At 61.9% G+C, this 25,369-nt stretch carries 17 protein-coding genes; 15 read left to right on the top strand and 2 right to left on the bottom strand.

Annotated elements, in window-relative coordinates; translation table 11 throughout:
* Positions 1 to 54 precede the first annotated feature (54 nt).
* The 10 genes from H8S61_RS11705 (at position 55) to H8S61_RS11660 (ending at position 15,191) form a co-directional block, all read left to right on the top strand.
* The gene (locus H8S61_RS11705; protein WP_186939113.1) at positions 55 to 2,763 is read left to right on the top strand and encodes a molybdopterin-dependent oxidoreductase; all 2,709 of its coding nucleotides are present in this window, start codon (positions 55 to 57) and stop codon (positions 2,761 to 2,763) included.
* Positions 2,764 to 2,774: 11 nt separating this feature from the next.
* Entirely contained in the window at positions 2,775 to 3,353 is a 579-nt protein-coding gene (locus tag H8S61_RS11700) for a 4Fe-4S dicluster domain-containing protein (protein ID WP_186939112.1), read from the top strand.
* A gap of 640 nt (positions 3,354 to 3,993) precedes the next feature.
* On the top strand, positions 3,994 to 6,609 hold the full coding sequence (locus H8S61_RS11695; protein WP_186939111.1) for a molybdopterin-dependent oxidoreductase: 2,616 nt from the start codon (positions 3,994 to 3,996) through the stop codon (positions 6,607 to 6,609).
* On the top strand, positions 6,606 to 7,205 hold the full coding sequence (locus H8S61_RS11690) for a 4Fe-4S dicluster domain-containing protein (RefSeq protein ID WP_186939110.1): 600 nt from the start codon (positions 6,606 to 6,608) through the stop codon (positions 7,203 to 7,205). The genes H8S61_RS11695 and H8S61_RS11690 overlap by 4 nt, the downstream gene beginning before the upstream one ends.
* 144 nt (positions 7,206 to 7,349) lie before the next feature.
* Positions 7,350 to 9,008, top strand: coding sequence for an ATP-binding protein (locus tag H8S61_RS11685; protein ID WP_186939109.1), 1,659 nt, complete (start codon positions 7,350 to 7,352; stop codon positions 9,006 to 9,008).
* On the top strand, positions 9,005 to 9,721 hold the full coding sequence (locus tag H8S61_RS11680; protein ID WP_186939108.1) for a response regulator transcription factor: 717 nt from the start codon (positions 9,005 to 9,007) through the stop codon (positions 9,719 to 9,721). Before H8S61_RS11685 ends, H8S61_RS11680 begins: the two co-directional genes overlap by 4 nt.
* Before the next feature lie 141 nt (positions 9,722 to 9,862).
* The gene (locus H8S61_RS11675) at positions 9,863 to 12,490 is read left to right on the top strand and encodes a molybdopterin-dependent oxidoreductase (protein WP_186939107.1); all 2,628 of its coding nucleotides are present in this window, start codon (positions 9,863 to 9,865) and stop codon (positions 12,488 to 12,490) included.
* 20 nt (positions 12,491 to 12,510) lie between these two features.
* Positions 12,511 to 13,083 (top strand): 4Fe-4S dicluster domain-containing protein, encoded by a 573-nt coding sequence (locus tag H8S61_RS11670; protein ID WP_186939106.1) that lies wholly within the window; start codon positions 12,511 to 12,513, stop codon positions 13,081 to 13,083.
* A gap of 141 nt (positions 13,084 to 13,224) precedes the next feature.
* Positions 13,225 to 13,935 carry a TorD/DmsD family molecular chaperone gene (locus H8S61_RS11665; RefSeq protein WP_186939105.1) on the top strand — a complete coding sequence of 237 codons (711 nt, stop codon included), beginning with the start codon at positions 13,225 to 13,227 and terminating at the stop codon, positions 13,933 to 13,935.
* Positions 13,929 to 15,191, top strand: a complete 1,263-nt coding sequence (locus H8S61_RS11660; RefSeq protein ID WP_255466593.1) for a radical SAM protein — start codon at positions 13,929 to 13,931, stop codon at positions 15,189 to 15,191. Before H8S61_RS11665 ends, H8S61_RS11660 begins: the two co-directional genes overlap by 7 nt.
* On the opposite strand, the gene H8S61_RS11655 is transcribed toward H8S61_RS11660, so the two are convergent.
* Positions 15,188 to 15,886 (bottom strand): TorD/DmsD family molecular chaperone, encoded by a 699-nt coding sequence (locus H8S61_RS11655; RefSeq protein WP_186939104.1) that lies wholly within the window; start codon positions 15,884 to 15,886, stop codon positions 15,188 to 15,190. The genes H8S61_RS11660 and H8S61_RS11655 overlap by 4 nt on opposite strands.
* Positions 15,887 to 16,103: 217 nt before the next feature.
* On the opposite strand from H8S61_RS11655, the gene H8S61_RS11650 reads away from it, so the two are divergent.
* The 4 genes from H8S61_RS11650 (at position 16,104) to H8S61_RS11635 (ending at position 21,907) form a co-directional block, all read left to right on the top strand.
* Entirely contained in the window at positions 16,104 to 18,722 is a 2,619-nt protein-coding gene (locus tag H8S61_RS11650) for a molybdopterin-dependent oxidoreductase (protein WP_160942763.1), read from the top strand.
* Between the two features lie 12 nt (positions 18,723 to 18,734).
* Positions 18,735 to 19,319 carry a 4Fe-4S dicluster domain-containing protein gene (locus H8S61_RS11645; RefSeq protein ID WP_235904993.1) on the top strand — a complete coding sequence of 195 codons (585 nt, stop codon included), beginning with the start codon at positions 18,735 to 18,737 and terminating at the stop codon, positions 19,317 to 19,319.
* A gap of 121 nt (positions 19,320 to 19,440) precedes the next feature.
* Entirely contained in the window at positions 19,441 to 21,183 is a 1,743-nt protein-coding gene (locus H8S61_RS11640) for an ATP-binding protein (protein WP_186939103.1), read from the top strand.
* On the top strand, positions 21,161 to 21,907 hold the full coding sequence (locus H8S61_RS11635) for a response regulator transcription factor (protein ID WP_186939102.1): 747 nt from the start codon (positions 21,161 to 21,163) through the stop codon (positions 21,905 to 21,907). Before H8S61_RS11640 ends, H8S61_RS11635 begins: the two co-directional genes overlap by 23 nt.
* Here the strand turns inward: H8S61_RS11635 and H8S61_RS11630 are convergent.
* A complete protein-coding gene (locus tag H8S61_RS11630; protein WP_154333819.1) occupies positions 21,904 to 23,307 on the bottom strand; it encodes a helix-turn-helix transcriptional regulator in 1,404 nt (467 codons plus the stop codon). The genes H8S61_RS11635 and H8S61_RS11630 overlap by 4 nt on opposite strands.
* Positions 23,308 to 23,555: 248 nt before the next feature.
* Here H8S61_RS11630 and H8S61_RS11625 point away from each other — a divergent pair, with 248 nt between their 5' ends.
* Complete coding sequence (locus H8S61_RS11625) at positions 23,556 to 25,190, top strand: FAD-dependent oxidoreductase (protein ID WP_160942846.1); 1,635 nt, start codon at positions 23,556 to 23,558, stop codon at positions 25,188 to 25,190.
* The last annotated feature ends 179 nt before the right edge of the window (positions 25,191 to 25,369 follow it).

The following is a 25,369-nucleotide window of genomic DNA, read 5'->3' as shown; positions in this document are numbered from 1 at the left end:
TGGTTCCTATACTCGGGCTATCGGTTAGGGGCAAGGGACGAGAAGGAGCGGATGATGACCGACAGCATGTCGAACAAGACAACGATGGACCGAAGGAGCTTCGTAACCGCAGGCGCGGCCGTCGCGACCGCGCTGGCAACTGCCGGTGCGCTGTCGGGGTGCGCACCGAAAGCGAAGCAGGAGGCGGAGGGGATCGGTGCGTTTGCGCCCGAGGGAACGTTCGAGGGCGGCAAGACCATGACGACCCTCAACGATGGCGAATGGAAGAACGTTCCCTGCTTTCATGGGTGCGGCAACGCCTGCGTGAACAAAGCGCTGGTGAAAGATGGCGTCGTCGTGCGGACGAAAACCGACGATACGCACGAAGACACCCTCGGGCGTCCACAGTTCCGCGGGTGCTTGCGCGGCCGCTGCATGACCGAGCTGGAATTCGGAGCCGACCGCTTGAAGTACCCCATGAAGCGCAAGAGCTGGAGTCCGGAAAACCCGCACGGCGAATTGCGCGGAACAGACGAATGGGAGCGTATCAGCTGGGATGAGGCGCTTGATATCGTGGCCGATCAGCTGCGGGCGGTGTACACCACCTATGGGCCGCGTGCCGTGTACAAAGACTGGGATCTGTACCACCAGCGCAGTCCTGTTCTCGATGCGTGCGGAGGGTTTTTGACTACGTGGGATACCGCTTCCTTCGGCAGCTATCTGTCGGACGTGTCCCAACTCGGCATGCCCTTTCTGGACGACTGCGCGTCGAGAGATCTCGGGCTGCCTTTTTTGGGTGAGGGCTCGGTTAATGATCGCTTCGACCTGGTTGAGAACCCCGACTTGATCGTCCTGTATGCGCAAAATCCTGCTTGGAGCGCAAACGGGCTTGCGGGATGGCTGTTTTGGCAGGCAAAGCAGCGCGGGGCAGAATTCATCTGCGTCGGCCCTGAGAAAAATGCCAGCGCAAACTTGTACGATGCCAAGTGGATACGCCTGTTGCCGGGAACCGACACGGCGTTTCTGCTCGCGGTGGTCTACGAGATGGTGCGCCTGGACGCCGAGCAAGGGGACGTGATCGATTGGGATTTCCTGCACACCTACTGCGTTGGATTCGATGACGAGTCCATGCCGGCGGAAGCGAAGCTGCAGGAGAACCTGTTGGGCTACGTGCGCGGCGACTACGACGGCATTCCTAAAACCCCTGAATGGGCGAGTGCCGTGTGCGCGACGCCGCCCGAGGACATCACCTACTTTGCCAACGCGGTGAAGAAGACGACCAACGCGATTCTCTCTCATGGCTATGCAGCAGGGCGCTGCTCGGGGGCGGAAGAGGTGCCGCAGCTGTTCCTCACGGTGGGATGTCTCGGCGGCCATATCGGTAAACCGGGAAATGCGTGCGGGGTCTATTATTGCGACCGGAGCGGTGTTGGCGGCACTATGATATTCAAAGCTGGCGACCCGGGGGATGCGTGGGACGTATCGAGCTGCGAGCCGCTCTGCGCACCGGAAAAATCGTTCGTTTCCGGAAGCTGGGATGCTGGAGATTACGTCAACGGTAATCAGATTTTCGACGCGGTGGTCGAGGGAGGCTACCAAAACGTTGGAATATGCTGGAATGGAAGCTGGAAGCCTATCGAGCAGGCCACCTGCGATATTCATTTTATCGAGGGCAAGAACGATTCCAGCCTGAGGTCGGCGCCGAATACGGTGAAGGGTATCGAAGCGTACCGAAGCGTGGATTTCGTCGTCATGCGCGACTACATGGCCAAGGCGAATTGCTGCTACGCCGATGTGGTTTTGCCGACGACGGGGCGCCTGCAAGAAGACGATGTGATGGTTGGCGGGCAAGGGGATCGCGAAGCGATTCAATACTTCACGAACGTGCTCGATCCCGAGGACGAGGCGAAGTCGAACCGATGGGTTGACGAGCAGCTTCTCGAGCGTTTGGGCTACGATCCCTCGAAGGTGTATCCGGTGAGTTCCGGACAGGCTCTTTATAATAAGGTTGCCGGGGCCGCCATGATGAACGACAAAAAGGAGTACGAAACCCTGATTACGCTCACGCAAGAAGACATCGACGAAATGGGAGCGCAAGGTAAGCCTCAGGAGGGAAAAATCACCCTTGCTGAACTCAAGGAACAGGGTATTTATTCAATCGAGCGTCACTCGGGCGATGCATTCTGCCACATCGGCTACGAGGAGTTCATCAAAGACCCGGAGAAGAATCCGCTCTCGTCCTCTTCGGGAAAGTTCGAGCTGTACTGCCAGGAAAAAGCCGACGCGTACAACATGATCAGTTTCGATGGCGAGCAGTTCAAGCCCTATCCCACCTATCATGACATCGCCCGCATCGAAGGCTACGATTTCGTCTGCTTCAGCCCGCACTATCTTCGAACCGCCTGCACCGACTTCGGAAATGTCGCCACCTTGCGCGAAGCGTGGATACTGCCGCTGACGATCAATTCGAACGATGCGGCGGCACGGGGCATCGCCGATGGCGACACCGTGCTGGTGAGCAGCCCCTACGGCAAAATACTGCGCAAGGCAACCGTCAGCGGGCAGATTATCGAAGGTGCCGTCGGCTTGCCGAACGGAGGCTGGCCGAAGTTCGACGACGAAGGCATTGATCGGGGCGGCTGCGCCAGTACGCTCATGGGAGCCAAGCCGACGGGCATGGGGATCTCCGGGCACAACAATATCTGGGTCACGTTTGAAAAATGGACGGCATCCGAGCTTGAACCCGACTGCGACTGGCAGCTGCGGGTCGAGGCGAAGGCGTAAGGGGGAGCGACATGAAACGCGTAGGATTTTATTTCAACAGCGCTCAATGCAAGGGTTGCAAGACCTGCCAAGTTGCCTGCAAGAAGCGCAACGGCCTGCCGATCGGCATCAACTACCGCCAGGTGCATACGTTCGAGGTCGGCGCGTATCCCGACGCAAGCTGGTATCATGTGTCGGTAACCTGCAACCATTGCGAGAATCCCGCCTGCGTGCGCGCGTGCCCGACGGGTGCCATGTACAAGTCCGACGAGGACGGCACGGTTCAGCACGACGACGGCGTATGCATCGGGTGCCAGCAATGCGTGAACAGCTGCCCCTACGGCGTTCCACGCTACTTCCCGGAGCTCAAGATCGTGGGCAAATGCTATGCCTGCAAAGACACGCGCGAAGCCGACGGCGCGCCAACGTGCGTCGCATCGTGTCCCCAGCGCGCCCTCGAGTTCGGCCCGTTCGAGGAGCTTGCGGCCGCGCATCCGGATGCGATTGCCGATATCGCGTGCTTTCCCGCCTCGACCGAAACCGACCCGAGCGTGCTCGTGGACGTGAAGCCGATGGCGCTCGAGGAGGAGTATCGGGAGCTTCGCCTGTAGCTCAAGGGCGGCATGGCGAACTGCCAGGACGAGATGAAGAAGGCTGCGATGGATCGCTACGAGCACCTGCTCAAGCTCAAGGACGTCTACGCCGAGGCGTAAGCCGAACCCCTGAGAGCACCGCACGCTGAAAGCCCCCGGCATCCGCCGGGGGCTTTTTCGCGCACGAGGGCGCCAGGGGAGGGGCGCTGCCGACTGCGTGCCTTTCGTGGCAGATTCGGGGAGTTTTTCGTCATTTTCGCCCGCAGCGCGCGTCCGTTTGCGCGCATGCGCCCTGCGCGGCTCGCATCGTGCCTGGTGGGGAGTCTCGGCGTCGCGCGGAGCCGCGCTTGGACGCGATAACGCGACGAAAAACTCCCCGAATCTGCCACGAACGTCGCGGGTGCGAGGTACGCTGCCGCGAGGGGCGCATGCGCGCGAGCTCGCGAGCGTCAGGGGCGCGCAGCGCGCAGTGCCCTACACTAGAGGGGGCGCGGCGCGGGGGCGCCGTCCCGCCCGTTAAGAATTTGGAAAGATCCCGGTAAGAAAGTCTCCATTTTTGGAACATGGCAATTAACGTGGGGGATTTTTACTCTAGTAGCAGACTCGAAAAGGCTACTCCTGGGGGATGCGATGAGGGGGAGAGGGAATGACGAGTTGCATGGACGATAGGCGAGCTGCGTTGAAGATGAGCCGGAGGGGCTTTATCGAGACGAGCGTTGCCGCAACCGCCGCGCTCGCGGCAGGAAGCCTTGTCGGCTGCGAGAACAAGGTGATTTCGAAAGAGGGGTCAGAGGAGGATCGGAGCTCTTCCGAGGGCGTATGGGTGAGCGCTGCATGCTGGCACAACTGCGGTGGACGCTGCGTGAACAAAGCGCTCGTAAAAGACGGAATCGTAGTTCGGCAGAAAACAGACGACTCCCATGAGGACAGCCCCGCGTATCCTCAACAGCGCAGCTGCATTCGCGGCCATTCGCAACGCAAGCAGTGTTTCGCGGCCGATCGCTTGAAATACCCGATGAAACGCAAGAACTGGAAGCCGAACGATCCGCGAGGCGAATTGCGTGGCAAAGACGAATGGGAGCGCATCAGCTGGGACGAGGCTTTCTCGTACGCAGCGGAAGCGCTACGGAAGGTATACGAGGAGCACGGTCCTCGGAGCGTGCTTTCGCGCGGGGGGAGCACGACGATGCGAGTGCTCGAGGCGATGGGCGGCTGCTGCGGCATCGCGGACACGACGTCAATGGGCACGTACTGCCTCGATACGACAAAGTTGGGCATGCCTCTGATGGACAGCTCGTCGGGTTCTGCCAACGATCGCTTCGACTTGAAGCATGCCGACTGGATCGTGTTCGAAGGATGCAATCCCGCATGGGCGTCTCCCGGATCGCCCTGCTATCACTTTATCCAAGCGCGCGACGCCGGAACGCGATTCGTCATGATCTCGCCAAGCTACAACGCGACGGCCCAGATGCTCGATGCGCGCTGGATTCAGGTGCGTGCCGGAACCGACACGGCGTTCATGCTTGGGGTTGCATACGAGATGGTGATGCTCGATCGGGAACGGGGGAACGTCGTGGATTGGGATTTCCTGAACGACTATACCGTCGGTTTCGATGCCCAACATATGCCCGACGACGCTCGGCTCGAAGAAAACTTCAAAGACTATCTCATGGGTTCGTACGACGGTGTTCCGAAGACGGCGGAATGGGCGAACGTCGTATGCGGAACGCCGGTAGACGACATCCGTTGGTATGCCGAGTTGTTGGGAAAAACCAACAAGGTGATGATGCTGCATAGCTTCAGTTTCGCGCGATGCCATGATGCCGAAGACGTTCCTCAGCTTTTCATGACGCTTGGGGCAATGGGCGGTCATTTCGGAAAGAGCGGGCATGCGTGCGGATCGACCTATCATTCCGGTGCGGCGAACGGAGGGCCTGCGCTCGTGGTGGCAGGGAAAAGCGGTCTTGAACCTATTGAGACCGACGTTGACGATCGCATCCTGGGACCGGTTCTGTGGAAGAGCATTCTCGACAAAAGGTATCGCTATATCGGCGATTTCTATGCGAACGCATTCACCGAGGGCGAGGATCGCGACATCGATATCCGTGCGATATTTTACGAGCAGTCGGCGCGCTTGCAAACGAGCCCCGACCTTATGCGGGGAATCGAGGCGCACCGCTCGGTTGACTTCGTGTTCTGCAATGCCCAGTTCTTCACAACGCAGGCGCAGTATGCCGACATCGTGCTGCCGGTCACAACCGAATGGGAGCGCGTCGGCGGCTTTGCGTCGGGAAACAGGGAGGCGCTCTTTGTTTATACGCAGGTGACCGAGCCGCTGTTCGAAGCAAAAACGGACCAGGAGATCGGAGTCGGTTTGGCAAAAGCGCTCGGCCTCGATCCGGACGCCGTCTACCCGCTTTCGGAAAAACAGCAATTCATGAATCAGATCCTCGGGTCGACGGTCATGAACGAGCAAGGAGATAGGGAGCCGCTCGTTACGGTTACGGACGGCGATCTCAAAGCGTGGCAATGTGAGGGCTCGTCGCAAGAGGGCCGCGTAAAATTGGAGGAGTTTCTAGCGGACGGGTGCTATCAGGTGGAACGTCGGGAAGACGATGGCTACGGGTTCATCGCGTATCGGGCGTTCGTCGAAGATCCGGACGGCCATCCGCTGCCAAGCGCTTCGGGGAAATTCGAAATCTATTGCCAATGGAAAGCCGACGTCATCGCGGGTTTCGGTTTTTCGGATTGCTTTAAACCGTACCCAACGTATCATCCGGCGGTCGAAGGCTATGAAACGTGCTTTAGCGATTTTGAGCAAGGGACGAAGGGGGAGTATCCGTTCTTGGCGTACAACCCCCATTACTACCGTCGTTCGCATAGCGTGCTCGACAACGTCGCGTGGCTGCGCGAGGCATGGCCGAATCCCGTGTATATCAGCAGGGTGGATGCTGAGGAGAAAGGCATCGTCAGCGGTGATGACGTGTGCATCTACAATGCATTCGGCAAAATCGTTCGAACGGCAAGCGTGCTTGAGACGATCATGCCCGGTATGGTGGGAATACCGCATGGCTCATGGATCGAGCTCGACGAGAACGAGGAGTATGACGTGGGCGGCGCCGACAACGTCCTTTGCGGTCCTATCGTGAGCGGCATGGCGGTGACGGGGTACAACAACTATACCTGCAACTTCGTAAAGCATGCAGGCGATCCGCTTGTCCCCGATTGCGAGAAGCCGCAACGTGTCGTCGATTTGGAAGGAGCGCAACGATGACGCGGGATGGTATCGAAGTTGTGCGCAAGGGCTTCTATTTCAACCAACGAAACTGTATCGGCTGTAAGACGTGCCAGATCGCATGCAAGGATAAAAACGATCTCGATATCGGCGTGGTGTTTCGCCATGTGAACGATTACGAGGTGGGGACGTACCCGGATGCGACGGGCTACCATTACGCGGCGACGTGCAATCATTGCATCGATCCCGCATGCGTCGCCGTGTGTCCCAATGCTGCAACTTATATCGATAAAAAGGACGGCACGGTGCAGCACGATGACGAGAAATGCATCGGCTGCGAATACTGCGTGAAGGCTTGTCCCTATGGGGTTCCGCAGTATATAGCGTCGCTTCAGAAAGCGCATAAGTGCGATGCCTGCATTCTGCTCAGGGCGTCGGGTGAGCATCCGGCTTGCGTTGCCTCGTGCCCGATGCGGGCTTTGAGCTTCGGGCCTATCGAGGAATTGCGCGCTCTGCATCCCGAGGCGGTGGACGAGATCGTCGTGCTTCCCGATGCATCGCAAACGAATCCCTCGGTTGCGATCGACCCTAAACCTGCGGCTTTGGTACCGGGTCCGATCCAGGTGGTGCTTTGAAATGAAATCCACGTTTCGACAGGGCCGCAGCGGCGGGCGTCATCCCTCCCTCCTCGCTCGCTGCGGCTCGCGTCAGAAGGGGAGAGCCCCACGCGGCCCTGAGTCGGTGTTGCGTGCTCGTGCGAAAAGGATAGAGGGTGCGTTTTGAGAAATATCAAGCTGAAGACGAAATTCGCGGGGCTCATCGTTGCCTTGCTCGCGGTGTCGCTTGTTGCCAACATCGGGTGGACCTCGGTGAACAACCGCGCCCAAATGGAGAACGAGCTGCGCGAGAAGGGCGAAGTGCTCGCGCAGCAGATGGATGCCGTCTGGGAGTTCATGGCGTCGAACCAGTATCGGTTGGAGCAGATCTCGTACACCGCCGACGGTGTGTACCAGGGTTTGCATTGCGCCATCGTAGGGCGCAGCATCGGTGCGTTGTTCACGTCCGAATCCACCTATACGACGCGCTTCGTCAACTTCAATCCGCGTAATTCGGCGGATCAGCCTGACGAATTCGAGTCTGCAGCCCTCGACGCGTTCAACAGGGGGGAAGGTGCGGAGTATTACGGCATCACTCAATACGAAGGCAAAGAGGTGTTCCGCTATCTGGCCCCGATGAGAATCGAGGAAAACTGCCTTGATTGCCACGGAGAGCCCGCTGGCGAGATCGATGTGACGGGCTACGCCAAAGAAGGTTGGGAGATCGGGGATGTCGGAGGCGCCATCAGCATCGTCATGCCGCTCGACGTGTACATGGAAAGTGAGCAGGCTTCCACTATCCAAGACGTGATTTTCTTCGGCGGCATGCTGGTGGTCTGCCTGCTCATCATCTACGCGGCGCTCACCTATCTCGTGACGCGACCATTGGGGAAGATCCAAGCGGGCGTCGAGTGCATCCAGACCGGTGATCTGGAGGTACGTTTGGCGCAGTCGGAGTCGTCGCGCGAGATGAACACGCTGATGACCGAGTTCAACAGGATGGCGGGCGAATTGTCCGGAATCTACAACAACCTTGAAACGCAAGTCGCAGATCGAACGGCGCAGCTTGCAGAGGCCAATGCTGTATTGGAGAAGCAGCGGGCTCAGCTTGAGCAGGCGAACGAGCGCTTGCGCAACGACAACCGATACAAGTCGGACTTTCTCGCCATGATGAGCCACGAGCTCCGCACCCCGCTAACTTCGATCCTTGCGTTCGCAGAGTTCCTCAATCGCGATTGCGAACCGCATGATGAGCGCGAGGCCGAAACCCGGCGCGAGATCGAAGCGAACAGCCGTGCGCTGCTGCTCATGATCAACGACATATTGGAGATGAGTCGCCTCGATGCGGGGAAAACGGATCTGAGCATCGAAGTGGTGGACGTGGGCGATGTTGTGGGCATGGTGAGTACGGTGGTGCAGCCGCTCGCAGACAAGGACAAGATCGACTTTTCGTGCGAGATCGATCCGGATGTTCCGCTGATACGAGCGGACTTCGAGAAGATCCGCCATGTGCTGGAGAACCTGTGCGGCAACGCGATCAAATTCACGCCCGAGGGAGGGTCGGTGTCGCTGCGCATCGTCAACCATCCCGAATGCGGCGAGATATGGCTCAAAGTGTCCGACACGGGTATCGGCATTGCGAAGGCGGATCAACAGCGTATTTTCGATCGTTTCGTGCAAGCTGACTCGTCGCCGTCCCGCAAGTACAACGGAACGGGGCTTGGGCTTGCGTTGGCCAAGGAATACACCGATATGCACGGTGGAGCCATTTCAGTGGAGAGCGAACCGGATGTCGGCAGCGTTTTCACCGTGCGCATCCCGGTTGAATCGAAGGGGGAATGATGGTGCCGAAAGCGAAGGTCATGCTCATCGACGACGATGAAAGCCTCCATGTGCTCATTCGTCGCATTGTGGAGGAGGCGGGCTACGAATTCTGCTCCGCGCTTGATGGGGAACAGGGATTGAGGTTGCTGGCAGCCGAGAGGCCGGACCTGCTGTTGCTCGATGTGATGATGCCCGGTATGAACGGGTTCGACGTGTGCCGGTCCATGCGCGAGGATGGCAGGCGCATCCCCATCATATTTCTCTCGGCAAAAGGCGACATCGTCGACAAGAGCATCGGATTCAAAGCGGGTGGCGACGACTACGTAGTCAAGCCGTTCAGTTCGGATGAGCTGCTCCTGCGCATCGAGGCGCATCTTCGCAGGCATCGGGACGATCTCGCATTCGCCAAAGCCGTCAGCCGCGAAGGCAGCAACAAGACGGGCGATCTGGAGATCCTGTTCAATCAATACGAGGTGCGCCTGCGAGGCGCGCAGGTTGATCTCACCGCTAAGGAGTTCGAGATTCTCGCACTCCTTGCCGCCAACCCCGGCCAAGTCTTCACGCGCGGTCAGATATACGAGCACATATGGGGTAGCGAAAGCGAGGTGGACGAGAGCAGCATCACGGTATTCATGCGGAAGATTCGCGAGAAGATCGAGGACAATCCCTCGCAACCGAAATACCTCCTCACCGTTTGGCGCGTTGGCTACAAGTTCGCCGAACGAGTGTAAGGACGGAACTCTGACGAGTAGGGAGGTGAGGCGCTCGCTTTTTTGATCGAGGCGGATTCCTTTCACGGCAAAGGGCCGGAAAGGAGCGTTCCGTATTGCAAGGACGAATTGGACGAAACCGTACTATCAAAGGGGGATTACATGGACGTTTTTGACGTTGGCATGCCCGCGACAAACCTGAGCCGTCGACAGTTCATGAAAGGAAGCATGGCCGTTGCGGCATCCGCCGCAGCGCTCTCCGCTTTCGGATGCGCTCCGTCGACCGAGGTAAAAGAGGACAAGAGCACGGCGGCGGCGGTGAATCCTGAAGAGGGAGGCACGTGGGTGCCTGCCGCTTGCTGGCACAACTGCGGCGGTCGTTGCGTGAACAAGGTCATGGTCAAGGAGGGGTCGGTCGTTCGTCAGAAGACCGATGACTCGCACGAGGATTCGCCGGAGTACCCTCAGCAGCGTGGGTGCGTGCGCGGCAAAGCGCAGCAGCAACAGTGCTTCGGCGCAGACCGCATCCTATATCCGCTGAAGCGCAAAGGGTGGCAGCCTGGCGGCGGTGAAAATGCGAATGGCTCGATGCGCGGCAAAGACGAATGGGAACGTATCAGCTGGGACGAGGCAATCGAGCTCTCCTGTCAGGAAATCAAACGCATCAGTGACGAGTACGGACCGACGGGCTTCTACTGCAAATCGCCCGATGCCGCCATCAACGTGATGTGCGGATGCGTGCGCGGTTGGGACACCACTTCGCACGGAACCTATACGCTGGGCTGCGACATGATCGGCCTGCCGCCCACCGACACCGGCAAGGCAAACGATCGTTTCGACCTCCCGAACGCCGAGTACATCATCATGTACTCCTCGAATCCGACGTGGTCTGCGGCCGGCACGCCGACGTACTACTTCATCCAAGCCAAGGAAGCGGGGACCAAGTTCGTCAGCGTCGATCCGCTCTACAACGCATCCGCCCAGATGCTCGACGCCGACTGGATTCCGGTGCGCAACGGCACCGACATGGCATTCATGCTCGCAACCGCATATGAGATGCTGCGCCTCGACGAGGAGGAAGGCGATATCGTCGATTGGGAGTTCCTCGACAAGTATACCGTTGGCTTCGACGCGGACCACATGCCCGCAGACGCGAAGCTGAACGAGAACTTGAAGGACTACGTCCTTGGAACGTACGACGGTACGCCGAAGACGCCCGCATGGGCCGAGCCCATCTGCGGCGTTCCCCCGGAGCAGGTCACGGAATTCGCCCGCATTCTCGGCAAGAACAACAAGACCATGCTTCTGCATAACTACGGCATGGTGCGCTGCAACGGCGCCGAGATGATCCCGCAGATGCTGATGGCGCTGGGCGCCATGGGCGGACATATGGGCAAGTCGGGCCATGCCTGCGGCGGTAACTACCATGCCAACTGCGGCAACTACGGCCCCAACCTTGTTTCTGCCGGCAACGCCAAGAAGCCGAAGACGACGAACCCCTGCTCGACGGGCGTTCGCCAACCTCAGTTGTACGACATCATCCTGGCAGGCGGCGGGGAGTTTTACGACGTATCCAACTCGTACGGCAGTTTCCACGAGCCCATTCCGACCACGCTCGGCCCCATCAAGGGCATCTTCCATGTAACGGATGCGACCTTGCAGACGTCCCTTCATCAGAAGGCCGGCATCGAGGCGCATCGTGCGGTGGACTTTGTGCTGACGCGCGCGCAATTCATGACGACGAACGCTCTGTATTCGGATATCATCCTTCCGGTCACCACCGAATGGGAGCGTCCCGGCAGCGTGACAACGTGCAACCGCGAATTCGTGTACTGCTATTCGAAGGTGACCGATCCGCTCGGCGAGGCGAAGACGGATCAGGAGATCGGGATCTTGCTGCTCGAGGGCATGGGCATGGATCCGAAGCTGGCGTTCGATACGTCGGAAACCCAGCAGTTCTTCGAGCAAATCGCAGGCAGCACGATTATGGGCGACAGCGGGGAGATGGAACCGTTGGTGACCATCACCGATGCCGACATAAAAGAGTGGGGCGTCGAGGGCGAACCTCAAGAAGGCGTTATCTCCCTTGCCGATTTCGTGGCGAACGGCGGATATCAGTACAAGCGCACTCCCGATGACGGACAGGGGTTCATCGGCTACGAGGATTTCGTGACCGATCCCGAAGCCAACCCCCTCTCAAGCGCAAGCGGAAAGCTCGAGATTTATTGCCAGGCGCGCTACGACCTCATGGCGTCTTTCGAATACGATGGCATCGAGCAGTACAAGCCGTACCCCACCTACGTCGTTCCCTGCGTCGGGTTCGAATCCACCTTCAAGGATGGGAAGATCGATGGGGAAAAGGGCGACTATCCTTATGTGATGTACAATCCGCACTACTTGCGCCGCTCCCATACGGTTTTCGACAACTGTCCCTGGTTGCGCGAAACGTGGGCGAACCCCGTGTTCCTCAATCGCCAGGATGCGGAACAGAAGGGCGTCAAGGATGGCGATACGGTTCTCATCAGCACGCCGGTGGGCAAGGGCCTGCGCACGGCCGCGGTGCTCGACGTCCTCATGCCGGGTATCGTCGGCGTGCCCCATGGTGCATGGGTGGACGTCGATGAGAAGACCGGCATCGACCGCGCCGGTTCCGACAACTATCTGATTGGTGCCGAGTACGGCGGTATGGGCGTCTCCGGGTACAACAATCAGATTTGCACGTTCGAGAAGTACGATGGCGATGCGCTCGAGCCGGACTGCGACTTGCCGCAACGCATCGTTTCCGCTTAGGCTGCGAGGGGGATTGACTAATGGCTATTGGATTCTACTTCGATATGACGAGGTGCACAGGATGCCGTGCGTGTCAGGTGGCATGCAAGGACAAGAACCGTTTGGATGTCGGAACCGTATACCGGCATGCAAAGACGTTCTCGGTGGGCGCGTTCCCGAACGTGACCGCGTACAGCTATTCGGCAAGCTGCAACCATTGCGAATCGCCGGCATGCTTTTCGGTGTGTCCGACGGGCGCTATCGAAAAGCGTGAAGATGGTGCCGTCGTCATCGACCGGGAGGCATGTTCGGGGGACGGTTCGTGCACGAAGGCATGCCCGTACGGCATCCCGCAGATTCTTCCGGATGGCAAGGCGGGCAAGTGCGACAGCTGCTATCTGATTCGCGAGGCAGGCGGGCAGCCGGCTTGCGTTGCCGCGTGTCCGAACCGAGCGCTCGATTTCGGAGAGTACGATGATCTGGCGAAAACGTATGGATCGGATTGCGTCAGCGAGATCGCAATCCTTCCGGGAGCGGATACCACGAAGCCGAGCCTGCTGATCAACGCCAAGGATGCGGCGAGCGAAACGGGCTTTGTCGACGTCAACTGGTAAGTTAAAAACGTATGAAGCGCACGGGCGGGGTTTGGAACGCCCTTGTCCCGCCCGTGTTGTTGCGAGGTTCGTCCTCGCCTATGAGCTACACTGTTCGCGTGACGGAATGCCCCTCGACGAGATGGGCGATGAGGAGGAGATATGGAAGAACGGGCGATCGAGGCGTTAGGAATGCGCCTTGCGAACAGGGCGTACCTGTATAGGATTTTTCATATTGCGTTCGGTGCGGAACCGAGCAAAGAGGAGCTTTCCGTTCTCGGTTCGAAGGAGACGATCGACGCAGCGCAGTATCTTGCGGATACCTGCGGCTCGGAGGCGTTGTTGGACGTCGTGCGCTTGTTCTCGTCGTTTGCGAGCAAGGCCGCGGACGGCGCATACGTTGAGTCGATGAGGTCGGATTTCGCGAAACTGTTCCTTGTCCCCGGCGCATCGTACGTGCATCCGTGGGAGTCTCCCTATATCGGCAAGGAAGCGATGTTGTTCCAGGAGAGCACGCTCGATGTTCGCCATCGGTATGCCGAATACGATTTCGTTGCCATGGAGTTCGGCCATTTTCCCGAAGACCACGTATCCATGATGCTCGATTTCCTCGCTCACCTCAGCTCTCGTGCGTTCGATGCATTCGAAGCTGGACGGGACGACGAGGTCAAGCGCATCCTTGCATCCCAAAGGGACTTCGTGACGGCGCATCTTTTGAACTGGCTTGCCGATTTCCATGCTGCATTGTGCGACAAGGACGAGGCGGGCACCTACCGTCGCTTCGCATCGGCGCTCCGCGCGTTTCTCGCGCTTGACGAGGGATTTGCGGAGTCTGCCCTAGCGGAGCTCGATGCGATGGAACAGGAATGTTGAACCTGGACGAGTATCGCGCGGCTTTCGACGAGGTGCGCGTCGATTTCGAAGAGGCCGTAGCGGCGTTCGGGTTGCCGTTCGAGCGCGGCGAGGGGCAGCCGCGCTCTGATCGAGCTCGGGCGGTTTGCCAGCATCGCGATAACGGATGCGCGAGCCTGTGGAGCGGCTGGATATCCCCGGCCTGCATCGCCTGTCGTACGGGCGAAGAGACGGCGACGTTCTTCGTGTCGCTCAAGTGTACGCGACGGTGCTATTTCTGCTTCAACGAGAATCAGGAAGATTACGCCTACTATCGAACGCACGAGCGGGATATCGTCTCAGAACTGAAGGCGGCTCATGCGTCGGGTGCTCGCTTCCGCCATCTTGCCGTCACAGGGGGCGAGCCGTGTCTCCATCCAGAGGCGCTGCTCGCGTTCGTGCGCTGCGCGAAAGAGCTGTATCCGGGCGTACATGTGCGCGTATACACCAGCGGCGACTTGTTGCATGACGGGCTGCTCGACGAGCTGCGCTGCGCTGGTCTCGACGAGATTCGCTTCAGCGTGAAGCCGGAGGAAGGTGCGTCGGATCGCGAGACGACGTTCGGTCGAATTGCGGCCGCGGTCGATCGCATACCGGACGTGATGGTCGAGATGCCGATCATTCCCGATACGCTCGACGATATGAAGGAACTGCTGAAACACCTCGATCGCCTGGGCGTGCGCGGCATCAACCTCCTTGAATTTTGCTTCCCGCTCTCCAATGCCTCAGCGTTCGAGGCGCGTGGGTTCAAGCTGCGGCGCAATCCGTATGTGATTCCCTACAACTATTGGTACGCTGGCGGTCTTCCTATTTCGGGCAGCGAGACGGCGTGTCTCGAGTTGCTGCGGTTCGCTTCCGACGAAGGCCTGGGTATGGGCGTGCACTATTGCTCGCTCGACAACAAGCTTTCGGGGCAGATATATCAGCAAAACAAGCCATTCCTGCTCGATAGCGCTTTTGCCGCCTCGCACGCGTGGCTTTCGTTCGACGAGGCGGATTACTTCCTCAAGTGCGCCAAGGTGTTCGGCGACGATGCGGAGGCGGTGCGGGCGCGCGTGGCGGATCTACGATGCCTTGCGGACGAGGATGACGGATCGCTCGCGTTTCCGCTCGCATCGGCCCCGCTCGTCGCGGAGCGGATACCCTCGGCGGAGATTGGCGTGAGCTTCAACGTTCTCGAGCCCGACGAGAACTGCCTCCCGCACGTGCGCGAAGTTGCGTTGGAGCGTTTGCGCTAGGCGTCGTTTACCGAGAGCGTCCCCGCGAGCTCTTCGAGCAGGGCTGCGTCGACGGCGATGAACGCGGCGACGGCCGCGCACAGCGTCGGGTACAGGTAGTCCGTGCGAGCGCCTTTCGCACGCTCGGCGAACGGCGGAAGCCAGGTGAGCAGGTGGTCGTTCTCGAACGAGCGCTGCACCTCGACCAGGCGGCCGAACTCCTGTCGATCGTCTCGGCGCAAGGCCTCGAGCGATCGATCGGCGAGGTGCGCCAGGAAGTCGAGTTCGTACACGATGCCGTCCTCCGCTTCACGCGTTTCGGCGTCGGTGCGATAGCCTTCGGCTTCGTAGCGCTTGCGTACGTCGGTCGTGCTTTCGAGGAAGAGGAGCTCGCGCGGGTCGAGGTACACCGATTCCCAGAAGGGCGCGACGATCTTTTCCGGCCCGATGAACAGCGTCGTGTATTCGCGGCGCAGGGCGGCGAGGGTTTGCGCCGCGTCGTCGTTGTGCGAGAGGGAGCGCATCGTCTGCGCAAGACGATCAAGCTCGCGATGCCCGTCGACGGCGAACGCTTCGATCGACGCGACGGCCGGCTCGCTCGCGAGCAGCTCCAGGAGCGTCTCGTCCGGCTCTTCGGCATATGCGTGCCGGAACAACATGAGGGCGAGCGTGCGTTGGCGCAGGATCGCTTCGGTTGCGTCTCGAGGGTCTTCCATGGCTGGTTCCTCTCCGTTTCCCTTACCGTGCGTTAAGATTCATTACTCAAAAACTATCCCGTTTACCAGGGGAAATGCTTGTTTGCGCCCCCTTTGGCGGCTATATTATAGCGTGTCGGAACCGATGATCAAGCCCCGGCGAAAACCCGGAGTTTCGCAGCTGCCGAACCGGCGCGCTGTGCGATCATCGACATGCATTGAGGAGTAGGGGGAGCTTATGGGAAGCCTCATCCAAGAGGTATCGGGCAAGGTGCTCAGTCGTCGCGGCTTCGTCGCCGGCAGCGCGGCCCTCGCCGCGTCGCTTGCGGCATCGTCGTCGCTCGTGGCCTGCCAGCCCGGCAGCCAACAGCAGGCGGAGCAGGGGGCCGAGTCCGCCGAAGGCGAGGGCGTTTGGATTTCCGCAGCCTGCTGGCACAATTGCGGCGGCCGTTGCGTCAACCGCGTGCTCATGAAGGACGGCGTGGTCGTGCGCCAGGGCAGCGACACATCGCACGAGGACAGCTTCGAATGGCTGCAGCAGCGCGGGTGCCCGCGCGGCCGCTCCCAGCAGCAACAGTGCTTCGGGGCCGATCGCCTGAAGTACCCCATGAAGCGCGCAAGCTGGCAGCCGGGCGGCGGCGAGGCGTCGCACGGCGAGCTGCGCGGCAAGGACGAGTGGGAGCGCATCAGCTGGGACGAGGCCATCGGCTACATCGCCGAGGAGGTACGGCGCATCTACGACTCCTACGGACCGCGCGCGGTGGTGGGCAACGGCGGCCCCGGCATCGAGCAGGTGCTGGTGAAGCTGGGCGGCTATCTCCAGGTGACGGATACCAGCTCGTGCGGCACGTATTCGTTCAACGTATCGAAGCTGGGTTTGCCGGCGACCGACCTGGGCGAGACGAACGACCGGTTCGATCTGAAGAACGCCGAGACCATCGTCGTCGTCGGCGGCAACTCCGTATGGTCGTCGGGCGGCACGACCATGAACAACTTCAACCAGGCTGTCGAGGCGGGAGTGAAGTTCGTGTACGTCGGGCCTTCGTACAACGCCACGGCCGCGTACTTCGATGCTCGCTGGATACCCATCTACCCGGGAACCGACACGGCGTTTCTGCTGGGCGTCGCCTACGAGATGCTCCAGCAAGACGTGGTCGACCGGGAGTTCCTCGACACGTACTGCGTCGGATTCGATGCCGACCATATGCCCGAGGACGCAACGCTCGACGAAAACTTCGAGGGCTACCTGCTGGGCGAATACGATGGCCAGCCGAAGACCGCCGCGTGGGCGAGCGCCATCTGCGGCGCCCCGGAGGAGGATATCGCGTGGTTCGCGGAAACCGTGGGCAAGGACCACAAGGTCATGCTGTTCCACAACTACGCGCTTGCGCGCTGCACCAGCGCCGATAACGTCCCGCAGCTTTTCATGACGGTGGGCGCCATGGGCGGCCACATGGGAAAGTCGGGCCACGCGATGGGCGGCGCCTACAAGACGTTCGCGGGCACGCACGGCCCCACGCTGGTCGCGTACGGCGAGACGGGCGTCAAGGCGATGGCCAACCCCGTCAAGGAGTACATCACGGCGCCGCTCTTGTGGCAGAGCCTGCTCGACGGATCGTTCAACAGCACGGGCAAAGCGTATTCGAACGAATTCAACGCGCAGGACATCAAGCAGGCCGACGTCAAGTACCTGTCTCTCGAGGGCGCCGCGCGCGTGCAGAACACGCCTTCGTCGGTGACCGCCATCGAGGCGATCCGCAGGATGGACTTCGTCACCTGCTCGTCGCACTTCTTCAACGCGCAGGCGAAGTACGCTGACATCGTGCTGCCCATCACCACGGAATGGGAGCGCGTGGGCGGGTTCCCCGGTCACCAGCGCAGCCGCGAGACGGTGATCGTGTACACCCAGGTCACCGAACCGCTGTACGAAGCGAAGACCGATCAGGAGATCGGGACGATGCTCGCCGAGAAGCTCGGCCTCGACGCGAAGGAGCTGTGGCCGATCAGCGAGAAGCAGCAGTTCTTCAACCAGATTCTCGGCTGCACGTTCGTCGATCAGGCGGGCGAGGACCAGGTTCTCGTCACGATCACGCAGGAAGACATCGACGCGTGGGAGTGCGAGGGCGCGCCGCAGGAGGGCGTTGTGGGTTTGGACGAGTTCCTGAAGAACGGCTGCTACACCATCAAGCGGGCCGAAGGCGACGCCTACGTGCGCATCGGGTACCAGGACTATATCGAAGATCCCGAAGCGAACCCGCGTCCCAGCGATTCCGGCAAGTTCGAGATCTACTGCCAGTACAAGGCGGACACGCTGAACAGCATGGGCTACAGCCCCGACGGCACGTTCAAGCCGTATCCGAACTACGTAGCCGCGCCTGAAGGACGCGAGGGCGCCTTCGTCGACGGCGTCGTCGGCGGGGAGCCGAGCGCGTACCCGTTCGTGGTGTACAACCCGCATTACCTCCGTCGCGCGCATCCCGTGCTCGACAACGCTCCGTGGTTGCGCGAGGCCTGGCCCAACCCCGTGTTCCTCAACGCGTCCGATGCCGCCGCGAAGGGCGTGTCGGACGGCGATACGGTGCGGGTGTTCAATGCGCACGGCGCCACGCTGCGGACGGCTTCGGTAACCGAGATCGTCATGCCGGGCTGCGTCGGCCTGCCTCACGGCGCGTGGCTCGACTACGACGAGGAGGCCGGCATCGATCGCGCCGGCACCGACAACGTGCTGTGCGGCACGGTGACGAGCGGCATGGGCACGTCGGGGTACAACAATTACAACTGCGATTTCGAGCGTTACGACGGCGAGGCGCTCGCTGCCGATTGCACGCTGCCTCAGCGCATCGTGTCGCTGGACTAAAGGGGGAACAGCATGGCCATGAAGCAAGTGGGGTTCTACTACGACCAAACCCGGTGCGCCGGATGCAAGACCTGCCAGGTAGCGTGCAAGGACAAGAACCGCCTCGAGGTGGGAACGGTGCTGCGCGAAGTGCGTACGTACCAGGTGGGCGCGTTCCCGAGCGTGAAGATGTACCATTTCGCCGCCACCTGCAACCACTGCCAGGTGCCCGCCTGCAAGGACGTGTGCCCGGTGGGCGCCATCACGAAGAACGAGGACGACGGCACGGTGGTCATCGACCACGAGGCGTGCATCGGCTGCTCCTCGTGCGTGAACGCCTGCCCGTACGGCGTGCCGCGCATCGACGAGAAATCCGGGCTCTCGTACAAGTGCGACGGATGCATCGAGCTGCGCGCGCAGGGCTATCAGCCGGCATGCGTGGAGGCGTGCCCGTACCGTGCGCTCGCGTTCGGCGACATCGAGGAGCTCAAGGCCCGCTACGGGAGCGAGCTGGTTACCGAGCTTCCCGCCATGGGCGAGGGGAAGACGGGGCCCAACACGCTCATCAACCCACGCGCGGTTGCCGTCGAGGAGCTGGGCGTGCCGATCACGCTGTAGCGGCCCGGGGGCGTCCGCCGATCATTCCGCGCTGCAAGCCGCCCTCCCGGCTTGCAGCGCGATCGCGTTGCGGGTATCGTTCGGTGTGCGCGAACCGCGAAGGGGCCAAGGGGGTGCGGGGATGAATCGAAAAGAAGCGCGTGCGTCTCGGGGGAGGCGCACGCTGATCGTGCAGTACGTCGTGCTCATGACGTGCATCGCTTCGGTTCTGGTGGTGGCGTACAGCGCGTGGTCGTACGGGCAGCAGACGCGCCAGATCGAGGAGCAGATGCTGTCGGAAGCGCGCGTGCTGGAGAAATCGGTGCAAGCCACCTGGGATTTCATCGACTACGAGCAGCCGAACATCAACTACGATCGCGATGGGACGTACAACTTCAAGGGGTTGTACTGCTCGCTTGTGGGCAAGAGCGTCGGCAAGATATTCTCCATGAGCACCGACTACCAGTACACGTTGCGCTACACGCGCAACGATCCCCGCAATGCGCTCGACGAGCCCGATGCGTTCGAGAAGGCGGCGCTCGACAGCTTCTACGCCGAAGGGCAAGAGGAATACTACGACGTCGTCGACGACGGGCAGGGCGGCAAGAACTTCCGCTACGTGGGCGCCATCTACCTGACCGAGAGCTGCATGGATTGCCACGGCGGTCCGAAGGGCGAGCTCGACGTGACCGGGTTCGAGAAAGAGGGGCTGGCGGTCGGCGATATCGGCGGAGCGGTCAGCATCACGGCTCCCGCGGGGCTGTACCAAGCGGGCATCGACCTCAACACGGGGCGTACGGTGCTGTTCTTCGTGTTGTTCCTTTCCGTCGCCTTCGGGGCCAGCGTCCTGTTCTTCAGGCACAACGTGACCGCGCCCATCGCCCATCTCGAGGATGCCATGGTCGACATGGGACGCGGCAACCTCAAGGTGGATATCGACGACGTGGGACGCACGCGCGAGCTGAACGACCTGGCCGAGGGCGTGCGCGCCATGGCCGGCGAGCTCGATGCGCTGTACACCACGCTCGAGGAGAAGGTGGATACCCGGACGAGGCAGTATCGGGAGGCCAACGAAATGCTCGAGGAGCAGCGGGAGCGGATCGCCCGAGCCAACGAGCTGCTGGCCGAGACGAACAAGAAGCTGCAGGAGGAAAACGAGTACCGCACGAACATCGTCGCCATCCTGAGCCACGAGCTGCGCACGCCTCTGACGGCCATCCTCGCGTTCGTGGATCTGTGGGAAACGTCGGGGGAAGAGCACAGCGAAGAGAGTCGTGAGTGCATCGCGAAGGTGAAAACGCACAGCCTGACCTTGTTGGAGATGGTCAGCAACGTGCTGGACATGGTGCGGGTCGAATCCGGCGCGCTCGAAATCGCGAATGAGACGATCGACCTGGTGGACGTGGTTCGATCGGTGGTGGACGTCGCCGATCCCATCGCTCAAAACAAGCGGATCGCCATCGTGTCGCGCATCGACGGCGACGTGCCGCTCATCAAGGGCGACTGGTCCCAGATCGAGAAGGTACTGGGCAACCTCATGAGCAACGCCGTGAAGTTCACCGAGGAAGGGGGGCGCGTGTCGTTCGACACGACGTTCGACGCGGCGAAGAGCTGCGTTGTGTTCTCGGTGTCCGACGACGGCATCGGCATCGCCCAGGAGCGCCTCGACGGCATTTTCGATCGGTTCGTGCAAGCGGATGCTTCGATATCGCGCAAGTACCGGGGCAGCGGTTTGGGGCTGTCGCTGGTGAAGAAGACGGCGCAGGCGCTCGGCGGCGACGTGCGGGTGGAAAGCGCGTTGGGGGTGGGCAGCACGTTCACGGTGACCTTGCCCGTCGAAGTGGTCGAGGAGGATGAGTTCGATGAAGATACTGATTGCCGATGACGAACGCGATCTGTGCGATGCCGTTCGCAAGATCGTGGAGCGGCGGGGCCACTCCTGCCTTGCGGTGCTCGACGGGGGAGCGGTGCTCGAGACGTACCGGCGCGAGCGTCCCGACCTCGTCATCCTCGACGTCATGATGCCCGAGGTCAACGGGTTCGATCTGTGCCGGGAAATTCGCGAGCTCGATGCGAAGGTGCCCATCATCATGCTGTCGGCGAAGAGCGACATCGTGGACAAGAGCATCGGGTTCGCCGCCGGCTGCGACGATTACGTGGCGAAGCCCTTCAACGGCCAAGAGCTGCTCATGCGCATCGAGGCGGGGCTGCGCCGCGCCTCGATCAGCGAATCGGGCGAGGCGGGACGTCGCAGCCGCGCGATCGTGCGCGTGGGCGACATGGAGATCCGCCTCAAGAAGAACGAGGTGCTCGTGCACGGCGCGTACGTCAACCTCACGCCCAAGGAGTTCCAGATCATCGCGTTCCTCGCGAACCACCTCGGCGAGGTGTTCACCGCCCAGAGCATCATCGAGAACGTGTGGGGCCCGTCGTACATGCCGGAGTCGGCGAGCATCGCCGTGTTCGTGCGCAAGATTCGCAGCAAGATCGAGGACGATCCCTCGAAGCCCCGCTACCTGCAAACCGTATGGCGCGAAGGGTACCGCCTGGGAGACGAGGGCATGATCGGCCCCGGCGACGAGCCTTCGCGCGAGGACGCCGCGCGCTAACCCGCGTTCTCGATGCCCAGCAGGCCGAACAGCTCTTTGCGGGAGTGGACGTCGAGCTTCTGGTAGATGTGCTTGGTGTGGGTCTTCACGGTGCTGTTCGCCACGAACAGCTCGCGTTCGATGTCGGCCGGCTTCTTGCGCTGCGCGAGCAGCAGCAGGATCTCCTCCTCGCGCTGCGTGAGCGCGAACCGGTCGGCCAGCTCGTGGCACTTCGTTCCCAGGCGGTTGCGCTCCTGGGCCAGCTCGCTGTTGCTGAACGCGCCCTTGAGCACGGCGCCCCACGGCGACGACAGCTGGCGCTCGGACAGCAGAAACGCCGTCGCGGCGATCACCGACACGGCCACGATGCCCGCCGCGGCCACGTCGAGCAGGGGCGAGGGGGTCGCGTGGTCGAACATGCCGCGCGCGAAGATGCCGGCCTGCACGGACAGCAGGCGCACGGCCCTCTCGATGCCGAACAGCCACAGCGCGTTCATGCCGTAGCGGTACGTCAGGTTGCTGAGGATGACCATGATCACGATGAGGCACAGCGAGTAGCTTCCCAGCGCGAAGAAGCTCGAGAACTCGCTGCCGAACGGGATGAACGCTTGGAACGGCACGAGCGAGAGGATGAGCAGGGGGCATGCGAGCTTGCACACCGACGAGAAGCGGAACTCGCCGCGCTTCACGCTGATGCCGACGTACACCACCGCCGCCGCGAACACGCACCCGAGCCCCGAGTTGATGCCGAGCATGCCGTTGAACACGTACTCGCACAGCCCGTACGCGAACGAGTACAGCCCCACCACCGCCATCGGCTTCCACGGCAGCGAGAACGACCCCCAGGCGGCATGGGGCCGCTCGTCGTCGGGCAGCATGCGGTAGGCGCGCTGCAGGCAGGCGAGCGACGCGACGGGCACGAGGCAGGCGCACACCCACAGCCACGGCACCAGCAGCCCCTTGAACAGCCACAGGATGAGCGACCCCACCACGATGCCGCCCGAGTAGTACAGCCCCACGCGCAGCGGGTTCAGGCAGCCGAACAGCTCCGACCACAGCAGGATGATGAAGGCGATGCCCACGCCGCCGAACAGCACGGCGGGCAACCCGACGGCCGCGGCGCACGAGGGCGCGTACAGCGAGAAGAAGTTGAGGCTGGCCGACGCGATCATGAGGAAGCCCGTGAGCGGCGTCATCCAGCGCTTGCCGTACAGCGGCGCGATGCGCCGCGAGAGCAGCGCCATGGCGATGAGCGTGATGGCGGCCACGATGTCGAACACGGTGTAGCCGAGCCCGGTCGCGGTCTGCGCCGGGAAATCGATGGTGCCGTTCGCGTAGACGGTCTCCGTCCATGCTCGGAACATGCCCATGCCGGTGAAGCAGAACGGCATTCCGAGCGCCTTGCCCTTCGGTCGATCCATGGTTCCCCTCCCTCGTCCGACCCGAGGTTGATTATAGGGGGTTTGCCGGCCATCGATGCTGGTCTTGGGCAAAATCCCCCTGTTTTCAGCGAGGTGGGGGAGAGCGCGGGCGCGAACTTCCCCCTGCCGCGATGCGCGGTGGATGATGCGGCGGCCCCCGCTGCGGCGTACGGTGGCCTCCGGCGCCTGGAAAGCGTCGGATCAAGCAAGCGAGCATCGAGAAGATCAGGGAAAGGGAGGCGGTTTTCATGCAAGACTTGACGCGCAGGGGGTTTCTGACGGCTGCGGCGGCGACGGCGGCCACGGCGGCGATCGCGGGCATGGCGGGGTGCGCGCCGCAGGATGCGCAGACGAAACAGGATGCCGAGGCTGCGAGCGCGAAGACGCGCTGGAGCTGGGAGACGAAGCCCGAGCCCATCCCCGCGGGCGACATCGCCGAGACGATCGAAACCGACGTCTGCGTGGTGGGCTTCGGCGCGACGGGCGCGCCGGCGGCGTTGGCTGCGGCGCAGAGCGGCGCGAAGTGCGTCGTGCTGCAGAAGGAGAGCACGGTGGTGACGAACGGGTGGAGCGCCGCCGCGTTCGGGTCGCGCCGCTTCCTCGAGGCGGGGCAGACCTACAACCTGGGTGAGATCTACGCGCAGTTCGCCGAACTGTCGAACGGCCGCGACAACCCGCGCGTCGTGCGCCTGTTCCTCGAGCGCAGCGGCGAGGTGATGGACTACCTGCTCGACCAGACGCCCGAGCAGGAGCCCGTGCTGCTGGAGAGCGGCCACACGTTCGGCTGGTACATCAACAACGACATGTCCACGCGCTACGACCAGTTCAAGAAGCTGCTCGAGAACATGGCCGGCAAGGCCGAGGCCGCGGGCGCGCAGGTGCTGTACAAGACGCCGGCCGTGCAGCTCGTGCAGGATGAGAGCGGGAGGGTGACCGGCGTCATCGGCGAGCGCTCCGACGGCAGCTACGTGCAGGTGAACGCAGCGAAGGGCGTGGTCATGGCCACGGGCGACCTCTCCGACGACGAGGAGATGGTGGAGTGCTACACGCCCATCCTCAAGGGCGTGCAGAATATGCACGGCGCGCCGTGCAACACCGGCGACGGCTTCAAGATGGCGCTGTGGGCCGGCGCGTCCATCGACAGCGCGCCGCACTGCATCATGATGCACTTCGATCCCACGTGGATGCCCGAGGGCAACGCGCCGTACTCCGGCATCCCCTGGCTGCGCGTGAACCTCAAAGGCGAGCGGTTCGCGAACGAGAACCTGGGCTACCAGAGCGTCGTCACCTCGGTGCGCCTCCAGCCCGAGCAGACCGCCTTCCAGATCACCGACGCGAACTGGGCCGTGCATGCCTCGGTGGACGACTACCAGCACCCGAACAGCCACAGCCGCCACACCACCAACCCGCAGGCCGATTGGGACGACGCCATCAAGCGCGGCGCCATCGTGCAGGCCGACACGCTCGAGGAGCTGGCCGACGCATGCGGCATCCAGAAGGACGCCTTCCTCAAGACGGTGGCCCGCTACAACGAGCTGGTGGACAAGGGCGTGGACGAGGATCTGGGCGTGCGCGGCGACTACCTGTCCTGGAACGCCATCAAGGAGCCGCCGTTCTACGCGCTCAAGCGCATGCCTGGCGTGCTGGCCACGGTGGGCGGTCTGACGGTGAACGAGAAGCTGGAAGTGCTCGACACGGCCGGCGAGCCCATCCCCGGCCTGTACGCCGGCGGCGACGCATCGGGCTCCTACTACGGCGACGACTACCCGCTGTTCATCACGGGCGGCTCGCTCGGCCGCGCGTTCGCCTTCGGCGTGCTGGCCGTGCGCTCGGCCCTCGGCAAGCTCGACGAACCCCTCGACGGCCTGGGCGCGAGCGCCTAGCCGAGAACGTACCCCGCCGCGCCGAACCCCTCCCCGGCGCCGGCTTCGCAGCGGCCCGAAGCGCACGGCGTTTCGGGCCGCCGTGCGTACGGACCGGTGTCAGGTGCGCGTTGCCGATGCGCGCGGCGTGTCCATGCGCTACCATGGAGTCCCGCCCCCGTTTCCGAAGGAGCCGACGC

Origin of the sequence: Eggerthella hominis, from assembly GCF_014287365.1 — a bacterium.
Taxonomy (GTDB): domain Bacteria; phylum Actinomycetota; class Coriobacteriia; order Coriobacteriales; family Eggerthellaceae; genus Eggerthella; species Eggerthella guodeyinii.
This window is presented reverse-complemented; position numbering and strand designations above follow the sequence as displayed.

Excerpts from the sequence above, each read along its gene's own strand:
- H8S61_RS11705 (WP_186939113.1), top strand. The coding sequence starts at position 55 with ATGACCGACAGCATGTCGAACAAGACAACGATGGACCGAAGGAGCTTC.
- H8S61_RS11700 (WP_186939112.1), top strand. The coding sequence starts at position 2,775 with ATGAAACGCGTAGGATTTTATTTCAACAGCGCTCAATGCAAGGGTTGC.
- H8S61_RS11695 (WP_186939111.1), top strand. The coding sequence starts at position 3,994 with ATGGACGATAGGCGAGCTGCGTTGAAGATGAGCCGGAGGGGCTTTATC.
- H8S61_RS11690 (WP_186939110.1), top strand. The coding sequence starts at position 6,606 with ATGACGCGGGATGGTATCGAAGTTGTGCGCAAGGGCTTCTATTTCAAC.
- H8S61_RS11680 (WP_186939108.1), top strand. The coding sequence starts at position 9,005 with ATGATGGTGCCGAAAGCGAAGGTCATGCTCATCGACGACGATGAAAGC.
- H8S61_RS11675 (WP_186939107.1), top strand. The coding sequence starts at position 9,863 with ATGGACGTTTTTGACGTTGGCATGCCCGCGACAAACCTGAGCCGTCGA.
- H8S61_RS11670 (WP_186939106.1), top strand. The coding sequence starts at position 12,511 with ATGGCTATTGGATTCTACTTCGATATGACGAGGTGCACAGGATGCCGT.
- H8S61_RS11665 (WP_186939105.1), top strand. The coding sequence starts at position 13,225 with ATGGAAGAACGGGCGATCGAGGCGTTAGGAATGCGCCTTGCGAACAGG.
- H8S61_RS11660 (WP_255466593.1), top strand. The coding sequence starts at position 13,929 with ATGTTGAACCTGGACGAGTATCGCGCGGCTTTCGACGAGGTGCGCGTC.
- H8S61_RS11655 (WP_186939104.1), bottom strand. The coding sequence starts at position 15,886 with ATGGAAGACCCTCGAGACGCAACCGAAGCGATCCTGCGCCAACGCACG.
- H8S61_RS11650 (WP_160942763.1), top strand. The coding sequence starts at position 16,104 with ATGGGAAGCCTCATCCAAGAGGTATCGGGCAAGGTGCTCAGTCGTCGC.
- H8S61_RS11645 (WP_235904993.1), top strand. The coding sequence starts at position 18,735 with ATGGCCATGAAGCAAGTGGGGTTCTACTACGACCAAACCCGGTGCGCC.
- H8S61_RS11640 (WP_186939103.1), top strand. The coding sequence starts at position 19,441 with ATGAATCGAAAAGAAGCGCGTGCGTCTCGGGGGAGGCGCACGCTGATC.
- H8S61_RS11635 (WP_186939102.1), top strand. The coding sequence starts at position 21,161 with ATGAAGATACTGATTGCCGATGACGAACGCGATCTGTGCGATGCCGTT.
- H8S61_RS11630 (WP_154333819.1), bottom strand. The coding sequence starts at position 23,307 with ATGGATCGACCGAAGGGCAAGGCGCTCGGAATGCCGTTCTGCTTCACC.
- H8S61_RS11625 (WP_160942846.1), top strand. The coding sequence starts at position 23,556 with ATGCAAGACTTGACGCGCAGGGGGTTTCTGACGGCTGCGGCGGCGACG.